At 73.0% G+C, this 14,641-nt stretch carries 12 protein-coding genes and 1 pseudogene; 11 read left to right on the top strand and 2 right to left on the bottom strand.

Going from position 1 to position 14,641, the window contains the following annotated elements; all coding sequences use genetic code 11:
* The 7 genes and pseudogenes from EBO15_RS44790 to EBO15_RS44785 all read left to right on the top strand — a co-directional run.
* Positions 1-180 (top strand): annotated as a pseudogene (locus EBO15_RS44790) (cell division protein FtsZ); the annotation flags it as partial.
* An 11-nt stretch (positions 181-191) separates the two neighbouring features.
* Positions 192-944, top strand: coding sequence for a peptidoglycan editing factor PgeF (gene pgeF, locus EBO15_RS40140; protein WP_122199696.1), 753 nt, complete (start codon positions 192-194; stop codon positions 942-944).
* Positions 925-1,647, top strand: a complete 723-nt coding sequence (locus EBO15_RS40135) for a YggS family pyridoxal phosphate-dependent enzyme (RefSeq protein ID WP_122199694.1) — start codon at positions 925-927, stop codon at positions 1,645-1,647. Before pgeF ends, EBO15_RS40135 begins: the two co-directional genes overlap by 20 nt.
* A gap of 120 nt (positions 1,648-1,767) precedes the next feature.
* Positions 1,768-2,331, top strand: a complete 564-nt coding sequence (locus EBO15_RS40130) for a cell division protein SepF (protein ID WP_122199693.1) — start codon at positions 1,768-1,770, stop codon at positions 2,329-2,331.
* Between the two features lie 24 nt (positions 2,332-2,355).
* Positions 2,356-2,640, top strand: a complete 285-nt coding sequence (locus EBO15_RS40125) for a YggT family protein (protein WP_122199692.1) — start codon at positions 2,356-2,358, stop codon at positions 2,638-2,640.
* A gap of 50 nt (positions 2,641-2,690) precedes the next feature.
* On the top strand, positions 2,691-3,698 hold the full coding sequence (locus tag EBO15_RS40120) for a DivIVA domain-containing protein (RefSeq protein ID WP_122199691.1): 1,008 nt from the start codon (positions 2,691-2,693) through the stop codon (positions 3,696-3,698).
* 152 nt (positions 3,699-3,850) lie between these two features.
* Positions 3,851-5,479: a hypothetical protein gene (locus EBO15_RS44785; RefSeq protein ID WP_158628491.1), complete on the top strand. Its 1,629-nt coding sequence runs from the start codon at positions 3,851-3,853 to the stop codon at positions 5,477-5,479.
* A gap of 114 nt (positions 5,480-5,593) precedes the next feature.
* Here EBO15_RS44785 and EBO15_RS46615 read toward each other — a convergent pair whose 3' ends face one another.
* Positions 5,594-6,541 carry a DUF1707 SHOCT-like domain-containing protein gene (locus EBO15_RS46615; protein WP_233616793.1) on the bottom strand — a complete coding sequence of 316 codons (948 nt, stop codon included), beginning with the start codon at positions 6,539-6,541 and terminating at the stop codon, positions 5,594-5,596.
* Positions 6,542-6,686: 145 nt separating this feature from the next.
* Positions 6,687-9,875 (bottom strand): isoleucine--tRNA ligase, encoded by a 3,189-nt coding sequence (ileS, locus tag EBO15_RS40100; RefSeq protein ID WP_122199690.1) that lies wholly within the window; start codon positions 9,873-9,875, stop codon positions 6,687-6,689.
* A gap of 860 nt (positions 9,876-10,735) precedes the next feature.
* Between ileS and EBO15_RS46610 the strand changes: the two genes are divergently transcribed.
* From EBO15_RS46610 to EBO15_RS40080, 4 genes are all read left to right on the top strand, one after another.
* Positions 10,736-11,152, top strand: a complete 417-nt coding sequence (locus EBO15_RS46610) for a TraR/DksA family transcriptional regulator (protein WP_233616794.1) — start codon at positions 10,736-10,738, stop codon at positions 11,150-11,152.
* A complete protein-coding gene (lspA, locus tag EBO15_RS40090) occupies positions 11,153-11,917 on the top strand; it encodes a signal peptidase II (protein WP_122199688.1) in 765 nt (254 codons plus the stop codon).
* The gene (locus EBO15_RS40085; RefSeq protein WP_122199687.1) at positions 11,914-12,843 is read left to right on the top strand and encodes an RluA family pseudouridine synthase; all 930 of its coding nucleotides are present in this window, start codon (positions 11,914-11,916) and stop codon (positions 12,841-12,843) included. The genes lspA and EBO15_RS40085 overlap by 4 nt, the downstream gene beginning before the upstream one ends.
* An 89-nt stretch (positions 12,844-12,932) precedes the next feature.
* Entirely contained in the window at positions 12,933-14,519 is a 1,587-nt protein-coding gene (locus EBO15_RS40080; RefSeq protein WP_233616792.1) for an amino acid permease, read from the top strand.
* Positions 14,520-14,641: the final 122 nt, after the last annotated feature.

The raw sequence follows: 14,641 nt of genomic DNA, 5'->3' as shown, positions 1-14,641 counted from the left end.
CGGCGCGGCGAGCCCGGCTCCTCCGACCAGGGCGTGCGCACCCCCGTGCCGCGTCCCGAGCCCGCCCCCTCCCGGGTGCACGCCGGGGAGTCCGGCAACGCCCCCGCGCCGTCCCGCAACCGCCGGGTCGTGTTCGAGGAGGACGAGGACGACCTCGACGTCCCCGACTTCCTGAAGTGACCATCCCCTCAGTGATCAGCGAAATCCCCCTCGGCGCCCGTGTCGGCGCGGCGTTCACCGGCCGGGACGGCGGCGTGAGCCCCGCGCCGTACGCGGGCCTGAACCTCGGCGGCGCGGTCGGCGACGACCCGTCCGCCGTCCGCGCCAACCGCGAGCGCGCCGCCGCCGAGCTCGGCGTCGACCCCGGCCGCACCGTCTGGATGCGGCAGGTGCACGGCGCCGACGTCGCGTTCGTCACGGCCCCCGCCGACCTCGACGGCGCCGTCGACGGCATCGTCACCACGGTCCCCGGCGTCGTCCTGGCCGTCCTGGTCGCCGACTGCGCCCCGGTGCTGCTGGCCGACCCGGTCGCGGGCGTCGTCGGCGCCGCGCACTCGGGGCGCCCCGGCACCCTCGCCGGGGTCGTCCCCGCGCTGGTCGACCGGATGCTCGAGCACGGCGCGGAGCCCGGCCGGATCACCGGCGCGATCGGGCCCGCCGCCTGCGGCTCCTGCTACGAGGTGCCCGAGGACATGCGCGCCGAGGTCGCCGCCCGGGTGCCCGCCGCGTACGCGACCACCCGCGCCGGGACGCCCGGCCTCGACCTCCGCGCGGGCATCGTCGAGCAGCTCGCCGGACGCGGCGTGACCGGCGTCGACGTCGACCCCCGCTGCACCATCGAGACCCCCGACCTCTTCTCTTACCGGCGGGACGGCCGGACCGGCCGCTTCGCCGGGTTCGTATGGCTGAAGGACGACCAGAGCGATGACCTCGAACACCTCTAGCGGACCGGAGGCCCGCCGGGAGGAGCTGGCGGCCAACCTCGCGGAGGTGCGGGAGCGGATCGCCGCCGCCTGCGCCGCCGCGGGCCGGGACACCGGGGACGTGACGCTCGTCGCGGTGACCAAGACGTTCCCGGCGTCCGACGTGCGGCTGCTGGCCGGACTCGGCCTCGCCCAGGTCGCCGAGAACCGCGACCAGGAGGCGGCGCCCAAGGCGTCCGAGTGCGCCGATCTCGACCTGACCTGGCATTTCGTCGGCCAGCTCCAGACGAACAAGGTGCGGTCGGTGGCGTCCTACGCGGGCGTCGTGCAGTCGGTCGACCGGGCCCGGCTCGTCCGGGCGCTGTCCCAGGCCGCCGTCGCCGAGGGGCGCGTGCTGCGCTGCCTCGTGCAGGTCTCCCTGGACGAGAAGGAGGGGCGGGGCGGCGCGGCCCCGTCCGACGTCCCGGCCCTGGCCGACCAGATCGCCGCCGCCGAGGGCCTCGAGCTGGGCGGTGTGATGGCCGTCGCCCCCCTCGGGGAGGAGCCGCGGCCCGCGTTCGAGCGGCTCGCGCGTGTGCTTAACGAGGTGCGATTGTCACACCCGGCTGCCACGATCATGTCGGCGGGGATGAGCGGTGACCTCGAACCGGCGATCGCGTGTGGCGCGACACACGTGCGTGTCGGTACGGCGTTGCTCGGCGGCCGGAGCGCAATCGTCAGGTAATGTCCCCCCAGTGGTGGCCGTCAGGACGGCGGTTTCCACAGGCAGGCGGAAGAGTCCGACGGCGGCGCCAGGCCCGGCAGGGGGCGCCGGTGCCGCGGCCACAGGACGACGGAGGGGCGTATGGCCAGCGCGATGCGCAAGATGGCGGTCTACCTCGGCCTTGTGGAGGACGACCGCTACGACGAGAAGTTCAGCAAGTACGACAAGTACGACGACTATGACGAGTACGAGGTCTACGACGACGAGACCGACCCGGTCCCGGGTCGGCGCGGGGGCCACCGCGAGGACGAGGCGGGCGTTCAGCCTACCCGAGCCGACGACGTGGCGGACCGGGAACGCGATCTCGTCCAGCCGGCCCCGGACCGTCGCACGGTGGCGCTCTACGAGTCGTCCGCTACCACCGACCTTGCGCGCATCACTACGCTGCATCCCAGGACCTACAACGAAGCCAGGACCATTGGGGAGCACTTCCGTGAGGGCACGCCGGTCATCATGAACCTGACCGAGATGGTCGACAGTGACGCCAAGCGCCTGGTCGACTTCGCGGCAGGTCTGGTGTTCGGCCTGCACGGCAGCATCGAGCGTGTTACGAACAAGGTGTTCCTCTTGTCACCCGCCAACGTGGAGGTGACGGCGGAGGACAAGGCCCGGATGGCGGAACGAGGGTTCTTCAACCAGAGCTGAGCAGCCGAGATCGAGAGAGCGTCCGTGCATATCGTTGGACTGATCCTGCAATACGTCCTGTACCTGTTCCTCCTGTTCCTGATCGGGAGGCTGGTCCTCGAGGTCCTGCGATCTTTCGCCCGGGAATGGCGGCCGACGGGGGTGGTCCTGGTGATCGCCGAGACCGTCTACACCGTCACCGATCCGCCACTCAAACTTCTCCGGCGTTTCATCCCACCCGTACGGCTGGGTAACGTGGCACTGGACCTCAGCTTCACATTCCTCTTCCTTGTGGTCTGGGTCTTGATCATCTTCGTGCAGATGCTCTGATCAGATACCGTCCTTACCGGACAGACTCCAAGCGCGCCAAGGAGACGAACATGCCGCTGACACCCGCCGACGTGCGGAACAAGCAGTTCAGTACCACCAGGCTCAGGCCGGGGTACGACGAGGAGGAGGTGGACGCCTTCCTCGACGAGGTCGAGGCGGAGCTCGACCGCCTCATCCAGGAGAACGAGGAGCTGCGCGCCAAGCTGGCCGAGTGCCTGCGCGGCAAGGTTCCCGCCATGGCCGCGCCCATCGTCGAACCCAAGCCGGACGTTACCAAGATCCCCGAGCCGCCGCGCCCGGAGCCGATCCAGCACCAGCCCGAGCCCGAGCCGGCGCAGCTCGGTGGCATGGGCGGTCAGCAGCTCGGCGGAGGACAGCTCGGCGGCCAGCTCGGAGGACAGCTCGGCGGAGGCCAGCTGGGTGGCGGACAGCTGGGCGGTGGCCTCGGCATGGGCCAGCCGTCCGGCGAGGACAACATGGACACCGCGGCCCGCGTGCTGGCGCTCGCGCAGCAGACCGCGGACCAGGCCATCGCCGACGCCCGCCGGGAGGCCGACGAGACGCTCGGCCGCGCCCGCCGCGAGGCCGAGGAGATCCTCGGCAAGGCGCGTCGCCAGGCCGACCAGCTCGTCTCCGAGGCCCGCTCCCGCGCCGAGGCCCTGGACCGGGACGCCCAGGAGCGGCACCGCCAGGTCATGGGCTCGCTCGTCCAGCAGCGCGAGGAGCTCGAGCGCGAGGTCGACAACCTGCGCGCGTTCGAGCGCGAGTACCGCAGCCGCCTGAAGGTGTACCTGGAGGGCCAGCTGCGCGACCTGGAGGCCGGGTCCGCCGAGGCCGGCGCCTTCCCGAACGCCGCCGTCGGCCCCGCGCAGACGGGCCCGATGCCCATCGCCGCCCCCGCGGCCGACCACCGCGGTGGCGTTCCCACCGGCACGGTCTCCCCCGCCGGGACGTCCCCCTTCGGCACCCCCGACGCCCCCCAGCACACGCAGCAGGTGCAGCACTCGGCGACCGGGGCCTTCCACACCGGGGACAACCCGCCGCACGAGAGGCGCTGACGCCCGTCCCGCAGGCGATAGTGTCTTGTCGATCGCCGCGCCGCGGATGGCCGTGGGCCATCCCGGCGGCGTCGGCGTATCCGGGCACATCGGCGGTGTCCGCCGGGTCCGAACACGGCCCGGGGCGCGGCCCGTAGGGAGAGAGAGACCCTGTGATCATCCTGAGTGGCGTACTCGTGGTGGTGGCGATCGCCCTGCTCGTGGCGGGAATCGTCGCGGGCAACGGCGACAGCGCGCAGGTGTTCGGCGTGGACGCCATCGTCGTGATCTACACGTCCATCGCGGTCAGCCTGGTGTCGGCGCTCTGCCTGCTCATCGGGGTGCTCCTGCGACGCAAGGAGATCTTCGGGGGCGGTACCGCGGCGTCCCCCCGCCGCGACCGCAAGGCCGCCAAGGCGGCCAAGGGCAAGAAGGGTAAGAGCGCGGTCCAGGCCGTGCCGCCCGGTGTCCCGCAGCGCGCCGGTGACGGCGACCAGGACGACGAGGTCGCGATCCCGCAGCAGCCCATGGACGTCCCGGACGACGCGATCGTCTTCGTCGTGCGCGGCCGCAAGCGCTACCACCTGGACACCTGCCGCCAGCTCGCCGGTCGCGACACCGAGGAACTGACCTACGTCGAGGCGCGCGAGGAGGGCTTCAGCCCCTGCACCGCCTGCCTCCCCGACACCGCGCTCGCCGCGCGTGCGTCGGTCTCCGTCGGAGCACCGTCCGGCCCCGGGGGCCCCGGTGGCCCGCAGGGTGACGCGCCGTCCGGTCCCGCCTCCCGCGGTCCCGTGGCGTCCGCCGCGTCTCCGTCCGCGCCTCCCGCGCCCCCCGTCACGCCCGTTCCGCCCAAGTCCGACACGCCGTCGGTGCCGTCCGCGTGGCCGACTCCGGCCGCGAGCGCACCGCCCGCCGCGTCGTCCGGCCGGGGCGACGTCACGCTTCCCGACATCCCGGTGACGGGCCCGGCGTCCGAGCCCGAGAACGAGGCTCCGCCGGCCGCGCAGACGCTGATGGACATCCCCCTCCCGACGATCGACCCCGAGCCGGAGCCCGCACCGGAGCCGGAGCCGGAGCCCGAGGTCAAGGCCGAGGTCAAGGCCGAGGCCGTGGCCGTCGAGGTGAAGCGGGACGAAGTCGTCGAGAAGCCCTCAGAAGCCCCGAGCACGGACGTGACGCCCGAGCCGGAGGAGAGGGAAGCCCCGGCCCCCGCGGTCGCCGACGAGGCGCCTGCGACCCCCGTCGAGGACGCCCCTGCCGAAACCGCCCCTGTCGAGGACACGGCCGACGAGGACGAGCCGGCCGAGACCACGGCCGAGGTCGAGGAGCCGCAGGCCGAGGAGGCGGAGGAGCAGCCGGTCGCGCTGGCCGCCGCTCCGCCGCGTCCGCGCGAGTCCTCCGACGGGAGCGAGTCGCCCGAGGTCAAGGACGAGGTCGCCGAGGTCGAGTCCGAGGCCGAGGACGAGAAGTCCGAGGCGGTCGCGAAGGACGAGCCCGCGGCCGAGGCCGAGACCGGCGTCGACGGCGAGGCCGGGACGACCGAGGACGAGGACGAGGTCGGCGAGGCGTCCGACCAGGCGTCGGACCAGGCGTCCGGGGAGGAGCCCGCCGATGCCGAGGAGCCGCAGGTGCGCATCCTCAGCGGCACCAAGCGCTACCACCGCCCCGACTGCGCGCTGATCGAGGACATCGGCGACGACGCCGAGGACCTGGAGTCCCTGCCGCGCAGCGAGGCCAAGGAGCGCGGCTGCACCCCGTGCCTGGTCTGCCAGCCCGACCGCGAGCACGCCCGCGACTGACGCGTACGACCCGGCCCGAGACGACGAAGAACGGCCGCCCCGGAAGGGGCGGCCGTTCCCATGTCCGGCTCCGGCCGACCGCGCCCGTGACCGGGGGCGGTCGTTCCGGGGTGGTCAGTGGCGGCCGCGGCGGCGTTCGTCGCGCAGGGAGCGCAGGTGGTCGCGGCGTTCGTCGCGCATGCGGCGGTGCTCCTCGTGGGCGTCCTGGATCGCGCGGCGGCGCTCGCCCCGGGCGTCCCGGACGGCCTGGCGGCGGTCCTCGTGGCCGAGGAGGCGGCCGTGCACGTGCTCCTCGGTGACCTGCTTGATGCGCTCGGAGAGCGTGGTCTCGCCGACGGCGCGGCGGCGGACGCCGATCTGGCCGAGGAGGGCGAAGCCGGCGACGCGCACGGTCGGCGCGTCCAGGGCCTCGGGGTCGTCCTGGGGGACCTCGACCTGGCCGAGGACGGCGTTGGCCGAGTTGGCGACGCGGACCCCGGGCGGGACGATGATCTCGACCTCGCCCAGGACGCAGGCGCAGTTGATCGTCACCTCGCGCTGGGACAGGACGGCCTGGCGCAGGTCCAGCGTCACCTTGCCGAGGACGGCGTTGGCGTTGGTCTCGGCCTCGACGAGCCAGCGTCCGCCGCGTTTGACCTCGGAGAGGATCGCGACGGCGGTGCCGGGCTCGGTGCGCGGCGGCGCGATCGGCGCCTGCTCGGACGTGCCCGCCGGGGGCGCCACGGACGCGCCGGTGCCGCCGGACGCGCCGGACCTGCCGGACCCGCCGGGCAGGTCCGAGAGCACCGGTTCGAGGTCGGCGTAGGTCTTGGCCTTGTAGACGATGTCGATGCGCTCGGCGTGCTCCTCCGCGGTGATCCGGCCGTCGGCGAGCGCCTCGCGGAGCCGGTCGGCGACCCGGTCGCGGTCGGAGTCGGAGGCGCGCATGCCGCCGGGGCCCGGCCGGACGTCGGGGGCCGGGCGCGGGGCGGGGGTCTCGGCGGGATCCCTGTCCGGGGCCGTGCCCGCCGCGTCGGGGGCCCGCTCCGGCTCGGCGGGAGGTGGGGAGTCGGGATGGTTCACCCCGCCATCATGGCAAACGCGATACGTCGTGTCTAAGTGCGGCCGCGCAACCGTCCGGTAACGCCGTCGCCGGGCGTCCCTCGCGGGGACGCCCGGCGACGGTGCCGTGCGGGTGCCGTGTGGTGCCGTGCGGGGCCGGGGCCGGTCAGGCCCGGCGGATCCGGTAGGTGAGGCCGAGCTCGGGGTCGTTGAACGCCGGGAGGTCCTCGTCGGGGCGTCCCTCGGTGACCGTGGCCGCGAGGACCTCGCCCGCCAGGACGCCGGAGTGCTCGCGCAGCGCCTCGGCGAGGTCGCCGCCGGGGGCGTCCCACCAGAGGTCGATGCGGTCGGAGACGTCCAGGCCGAGGGCCTTGCGGGTGTCCTGGACGAGCCGGACGACCTCGCGGACGAGCCCGGCGCGCCGCAGCTCCGGCGTGATCGTCAGGTCGAGCGCGACGGTCTCGCCCTGCCCGGACTCGACGGCCCAGCCGGACTTCGGCCGCTCGGTGACGATGACGTCGTCCGTGGTCAGCTCGACCGTCCCGACGCCCTCGGCGTCGACCGAGGCGGTGCCGGACGGCCCGCGCAGCGCGCCGACGAGCGTGGCGGCGTCGGCGGACGTGACGGCCTTGGCGACCTTCGGCGCGTCCTTCTTGAACCGGCCGCCGAGCGAGCGGAAGTTCGGCTTGACCTCGTAGTCGACCAGGTCGCCGCCGATGGACGCCAGGTCCTGGACGGACTGGACGTTCAGCTCGTCGGCGATCTGCGCGCGCAGCTCGTCCGGCAGGCCCGCCCAGCCGGACGATCCGGCGAGCGCGCGGCCGAGCGGCTGCCGGGTCCGGACACCGGACGCGACGCGCGCCGCGCGGCCGAGCTCGACCAGCCGCCGGACGAGCGCCATGTGCTCGGTGAGGGCCGGGTCGAGCAGGTCCTCGCGGACGGTGGGCCACTCGGTGAGGTGCACCGACTCGGGCGCGTCCTCGGGGCGGATCACGTCCCACACGTGGTCGGTGAGGAACGGGGTGAGCGGTGCCATGAGCCGGGTCAGCGTCTCGAGGCACTCGTAGAGGGTCGCGAACGCCGCGGAGCCCTCGGCCGTCTCCGGGCCCGCCCAGAAGCGCCGCCGGGACCGGCGGACGTACCAGTTGGACAGGTCGTCGACGAACTCGGCGAGGCGGCGTCCGGCGCGGGCGGTGTCGAACTGCTCGAGCGCGTCGTCCACCTCCTTGACCGTGCGGTGCAGCTCGGCGAGCGCCCACCGGTCGAGCAGCGGGCGGTCCGCCGGGGCGGGTGCCTCGGCGGCGAGGTCCGGCGTCCAGGCGCGCTTGCCCTCGCCCTCGCCGGCGGCGTTGGCGTACAGGACGAAGAACGACGCGGTGTTCCAGTAGGTGAGGAGGACCTTGCGGACGATCTCCTCCAGCGCGTTGTGGCCGACCCGGCGGGACACCCAGGGCAGGCCGCCCGCCGCCATGTACCAGCGCAGGGCGTCCGCGCCGTGGTCGTCCATCAGCGGGATGGGCTGGAGCACGTTGCCGAGGTGCTTGCTCATCTTGCGGCCGTCCTCGGCGAGGATCAGGCCGAGGCACAGCACGTTCTCGTAGGACGACCGGTCGAACACGAGCGTGCCGATGGCCATCAGCGAGTAGAACCAGCCGCGCGTCTGGTCCTGCGCCTCGCAGATGAACTGCGCGGGGTAGGACTTGTCGAACACGTCCTGGTTCTGGTGCGGGGCGCCGAACTGCGCGAACGGCATCGAGCCCGAGTCGTACCAGGCGTCGATGACGTCCGGGACGCGCTTGGCGGTGCCACCGCAGGTCGGGCAGGCGAACGTCACGTCGTCCACGTACGGGCGGTGCGGCTCGAGCGTCTCCAGGTCGCGTCCGGCCAGCTCACCGAGCTCCTTGAGGGAGCCGACGCAGGTGATGTGGTCGTCGTCGTCCTCGCAGACCCACAGCGGGAGCGGGGTGCCCCAGTAGCGGCTGCGGGACAGCGACCAGTCGACGTTGTTGCGCAGCCACTCGCCGTACCGGCCCTCCTTGACGTTCTCGGGGAACCAGTTGGTCTTCGCGTTCTCCTCGAGCAGCCGGTCCTTGACCGCGGTGGTGCGGATGTACCAGGCGGGGAGCGCGTAGTAGAGCAGCGCGGTGTGGCAGCGCCAGCAGTGCGGGTAGCTGTGGTCGAAGTGGGTGCCCTTGAACAGCAGGCCGCGGATCCGCAGGTCCTCGGTGAGCTGCTCGTCGGCGTCCTTGAAGAACGTCCCGCCGACCATGGGGACGTCGGCGAGGAAGCGGCCGTCGGGGCCGATCGGGTTGACGATCGGCATGCCGTAGTTCTTGCAGACGGTCATGTCGTCCGCGCCGAAGGCCGGGGCCTGGTGGACGAGGCCGGTGCCGTCCTCGACGGTGACGTAGTCGCCGAGCACGACGTAGTGCGCGTCGGGGATCTCGACCAGGTCGAACGGGCGCTTGTACGGGGTGCGCTCGAGCTCGCGTCCCTGGAAGGACGCCAGGACCTCGGCGTCCTCGCCCAGCACCTGGGCGAGCAGCGGCTCGGCGACGACCAGGACCTCGTCGGAGTCCGCCGGGCGGGCGGCGACGTAGGTGACGTCCGGGTGGACGGCGACGGCGGTGTTCGACACCAGCGTCCACGGGGTGGTCGTCCAGATCAGGAGCTTGGCGTCCAGGTCGGCGAGCGGGCCGGACGTGACCGGCATCCGCACGTACACCGAGGGGCTGGACACGGTCTCGTACCCGCCGGGCTGGCCGAGCTCGTGGTCGGACAGGCCGGTGCCGCAGCGCGGGCAGTACGGGGTGATGCGGAAGTCGCGGAACAGCAGGTCCTTGTCGAAGACCTGCTTCAGCGACCACCAGACGGCCTGGACGTAGGACGGGTCCATCGTGCGGTAGGCCTGGGACATGTCGACCCAGTAGCCCATCCGCTCGGTCATCTCCTCGAAGGCGTCCACGTGGCGCAGGACCGACTCGCGGCAGCGGTCGTTGAACGCCGCGACGCCGTACTCCTCGATGTCCTTCTTGCCGGTGAGGCCGAGCTCCTTCTCGACGGCGACCTCGACGGGCAGGCCGTGGCAGTCCCAGCCGGCCTTGCGCGGGACGTGGTAGCCCTTCATCGTCCGGTAGCGCGGGAAGACGTCCTTGAAGACGCGGGCCTCCACGTGGTGGACGCCCGGCATGCCGTTGGCGGTGGGCGGGCCCTCGTAGAACACCCAGCGGGGGCCGCCCGCGGTGCGCTCCAGCGACCGCTCGAAGATCTTGTTCTCCTGCCAGCGGCGCAGCATGTCCCGCTCGAGGGCGGGAAGATCGACCTGCGCGGGCAGGGGCCGGAACTGACGGCTCACGGTCGGCGGACCTCCGGATCGACGTTGTCGGACGACGTTTCCGGAGGGACGAGGCACAGGGCCCCGCGGTACCACCCTCCTTGACCGCGCGTGGGGGCGCGGTCCGCTTCGTTGAGCCGCTCGGCTGCCGGTTCTACTGGGCCCGCCGTCCGTGATGGACGGGCCGGGCCGTTCCTCCGGCGGCTCCGGGGTGATCAACCGCCGCGCTCGTCCCCGGGCTCGCACCGTCCCCGGATCGCTCATGACTGCCTGCGGCGGCAGGTGTCCCCATCTTCGCCCTGCCGACAAGACTGCTGGAATCGAGGGTAACGCACGGCGGGGGCGAACTCTTCCCGGTATCCGGGGGGTCGGCGGGGGCCGTTGTGGTGTGAGGTGCGTCACACTGGCAAAGCTTGGGCATGCCTGCCGAATCGGGGGTTTCTCCGCTCGGGGGCACCGGGCATATTGCGGGCTGTACTCGGCCCCGGGCGTCCCGTCCGGACCGCCGCAGCCAGGGGGAATGGGGATCTATGCCGTCCGCACCGTCCGTCGAGAAGACCACCGAGAGGGCCCCCGGCGCGGCCGCTGCCCACCCCGCCCGGACGGCCACCAGGAGCACCACCAGGAGCACCACCGGGCGCGCGGCCGAGCGGGCGCCCAGAAGCGCGTCCACCAAGGCCAAACCCCCGGCGAAGACCTCGGCCAAGCCCTCGTCCCGGACCGTCAAGAGCCCCGCCAAGCCCACGGCCAAGGGGAAGGCGGCCGCCGGGACGCGGGCGAAGACCCCGGCCAAGGCCCCCTCCAAGGCCCCCTCCAAGGGCTCGGCCAAGCCCGCCGCGAAGAGGCCCGCCAAGGCCCCTGCCAAGGCGGCGAAGGCCAAGATCAAGGCCCCCGCGGAGACGAAGGCGAAGGCCGCTGAGCTGCCCGTACGGCAGGACGAGGACCGGTGGACCGAGACCGAGCTCGCCGAGGTCCAGGCCGTCCTGGAGGCGAACATCATGGTCCTGGAGGAGGAGATCGCCGAACTGTCCTCCCACATCGCCGACGAGAGCGGCGAGGGGGCGGGCGACGACCAGGCGGACGCCGGGGCGAAGACCTACGAGCGCGAACACGAGCTTTCCCTGACCTACAATTCCCGTGACCTGCTCGCCCAGAACGAGCGGGCCATCCAGCGCATGGACGCCGGAACGTACGGGGTGTGCGAGTCGTGCGGCAAGCCGATCGGCAAGGCCCGCCTGAAGGCATACCCCCGCGCGACGCTGTGCGTGACCTGCAAGCAACGCGAGGAACGCCGCTGAATGACCGCTGCCAGCACGCCGGCCGGATCGCCGGAGACGCGAGGAGCCCCACTGAGTGACGAGCGGGGCGCCGGCCCCACCCCCCAGGAGGACGAAGGCGGTACGCGCCGGGAGGACGAGGGCCGCGCGCGGCCGCGCCGGATCGGCGTGCTCGTCGCGGTCGCCGCGGCTGCGCTGGCCGTCGACATCGTTTCCAAGGCCCTGGTGGTGTCCAGGCTGACCGACCTGGACACCGTCCGGCTGCTCGGCGGCCTGCTGACGCTGCGCCAGACGCGCAACAGCGGCGCCGCGTTCTCGATCGGCACCGGCTACACGATCGTGTTCACGACGATCGCGCTCGGCGTGGTCGTCGCGATCGTCCGGACGGCGCGGAACCTGCGCAGCCTTCCGTGGGCGATCTGCCTCGGGCTGATGCTCGGCGGCGCGCTGGGCAACCTGACCGACCGGGTGTTCCGCGCGCCCGCGATGTTCAAGGGCCATGTCGTCGACTGGATCGAGGTCCCGCACTGGCCGGTGTTCAACCTGGCCGACTCGGCGATCTGCTGCGGCGGCGTCCTGGCCGTGGTCCTGGCCGCGCGCGGCCTCCAGGTGGACGGCACGCGCGTCGGCGACGACGAGAAGGACGATGACGGCGACGACGCTGCGAAGGCCGGGGACACCGTGAAGGCCGAGGGCTCCCCGAAGGCCGAGGGCTCTGTGAAGACCCAGGGTGACGACGCGAAGGCCGGAGACGGCGAGCGGGACGGCAAGGAGGGCACGGCGTGAGCGACGTGCGCAGCCTCCCCGTCCCGGACGGCCTGGAGGGCGAGCGCGTCGACGCCGCCCTCGCCCGGCTGTTCGGGCTCTCGCGCGGACGCGCCGCCGACATCATCGCCGCCGGGGACGTGCTCCTCGACGGCAAGGAGGTCGCCAAGTCCGACCGGGTGACCGGCGGGTCCTGGCTGGAGGTCACGCTCCCGCCGCCGCCGTCCGCGCCCGTCCCGGTGGCCGAGCCGGTGCCGGGCATGGGCATCCTCTACGAGGACGACGACATCGTCGTGGTGAACAAGCCGATCGGCGTCGCCGCGCACCCGACCGTCGGCTGGACGGGGCAGACCGTCCTCGGCGGGCTGCTCGGGGCGGGGCACACGATCGCCACGTCCGGCGCGGCGGAGCGGCAGGGCATCGTGCACCGCCTGGACGCCAACACGACGGGCGCGATGGTCGTCGCGAAGAGCGAGACGGCGTACTCGCGGCTCAAGCGGGCCTTCAAGGAGCGCCGCATCGACAAGCGCTACCAGGCGCTCGTCCAGGGGCACCCGGACCCGTTCCGCGGCACCGTGGACGCCCCGATCGACCGGCACCCCTCGCACGACGGCCGGTTCGCGGTCGTCGCGGGCGGCAAGCCGTCGGTGACGCACTACGACACCGTCGAGGCGTTCCGCGCCGCGACGCTGCTGGACGTCGACCTGGAGACGGGCCGCACGCACCAGATCCGGGTGCACATGTCGGCGATCAAGCACCCGATCGCCGGGGACATGGCGTACGGGGCCGACCCGACGCTCGCCGCCCGGCTGGGGCTGAAGCGGCAGTGGCTGCACGCCGTCCGCCTGGGGTTCGAGCACCCCGGGCACGGCGAGTGGGTCGAGTTCGAGAGCCCCTATCCGGACGACCTCGCCCGCGCCCTGGAGATCGTCGCCGCCGAGTCTTGATCGGCCCTTGACCGTCCGCCCGGCGCGGGCGGGTACCACAGCCTCCGAAGTCCGAAGATCATTTAGCCGGACGGACGACGGGGGAGCACGTGGACGAGGACAGGGGCGGACGGGGCGTCAACCGGGCCGCCGACGCGGCCCGGGTGTTGGCCCGTGAGCTGGCCGAGGCCGCCCGCGAGGAGACGGCCATGGTGCTGGAGGTGGCGCGCGGGGGCCGTCCGCCGGCCGGCATCCCGCGGGGGGAGGACCTCCCCCGGGACGACGACGACGAGGGCTACCACCAGTCGCTGAAGCCCCGGCACGTCCAGATGATCGCGATGGGCGGGGCGATCGGCGTCGGGCTGTTCCTCGGCACCGCGCGGCGGCTGCACAGCACCGGTCCCGGACTGGTGCTGGCCTACGCGCTCGCCGGGGTCGCCGCGTTCTTCGTGATGCGGGCGCTCGGCGAGCTCGTCCTGCACCGGCCGACGACGGGCAGCTTCGTCTCCTACGCGCGCGACTTCATCGGCGAGTGGGCCGGGTACGCCAGCGGCTGGATGTACTGGCTGAGCTGGGCGACGACCGGCGTCGCGGAGATCACCGCCGTCGGGATCTACGTCCACTACTGGGCGCCGGGCTTCCCGCAGTGGCTGTCGGCGCTGCTCGCCCTCGGGGTGCTGCTGTCGGTGAACCTGGTGTCGGTGCGGCTGTTCGGCGAGCTGGAGTTCTGGTTCGCGATGCTGAAGGTCGCCGCGATCCTGGCGTTCCTGGCCGTCGGGATCGTGCTGGTCGCCACGCACGCGGGGATCGGGCCGGACCACCACGCCGAGCTGCCGAACCTGGTGGGCTTCGGCGGGTTCCTGCCGCAGGGGATGTGGGCGGTGCTGCTGAGCCTCCAGGGCGTGATCTTCGCCTACGCGGCGATCGAGATGGTCGGGATCTCCGCAGGGGAGGCGCAGAACCCGCGCGAGGTCATGCCGCGCGCCATCAACGGCGTGGTCTGGCGGATCGCCCTGTTCTACGTCGGCGCGGTGTTCCTGCTGGTCCTCGTCCTGCCGTGGACGGTGTACCGGACGGACCAGAGCCCGTTCGTGACCGTGTTCGCCTACCTCGGCGTGCCCGGCATCGGCGGCGTGATGAACCTGGTCGTGCTCACCGCGGCCCTGTCGTCCTGCAACTCGGGCCTGTACTCGACCGGGCGGATCCTGCGATCGCTGGCGCGGCGCGGCGAGGCCCCGGCGTTCACCGGGCGGATGAGCTCCCGGCACGTCCCGTACGGCGGGATCCTGCTCACCTCCGTCGTGTACGTCGCGGGGGTCGTGCTGAACGTGTTCGTGCCGCACAAGGCGTTCGAGATCGCCACGTCCATCGCGTCCCTGGGCGTCCTGACGACGTGGGCGACGCTGCTGTACGCGCAGGTCCGGTTCCGGCGGGCGGCGCAGCGCGGCGAGGTGGAGCGTCCCGCCTACCGGATGCCCGGCTCGCCGTACACCAACTGGGCGACGCTCGCCCTGCTGGCCGCCGTGGTGCCGCTGATGGTCTTCGACGGCGAGCAGAAGTGGGCGGTCGTGTCCATCCCGTTCCTCGTGGCGTCGCTCTACGCGGGCTGGTGGGCGATCAACCGCCGCCGGGTCGCGGTCGTCGTGCCCGTGGAGGCCCTGCCCGACGAGGGCCCCGCCCGCGACGCGGCCATCTAGTGCGCTGACCGGAAATGATCACCGGGTTGGGTGACACGCCGTCGGGCTTGCCGGGTTCGGGCGGGTTCTGTGTCCAGACTCGATCCCGTCGGGATCGAGTCTGGGGAGGTGGCGGGTGGCGG

It is taken from the genome of Actinomadura harenae (assembly GCF_003696215.1).
In the GTDB taxonomy this organism is placed as follows: Bacteria; Actinomycetota; Actinomycetes; order Streptosporangiales; family Streptosporangiaceae; genus Spirillospora; species Spirillospora harenae.
The sequence above is the reverse complement of the archived record's forward strand: the minus strand, read 5'-3'. Positions and strand labels throughout refer to the sequence as shown.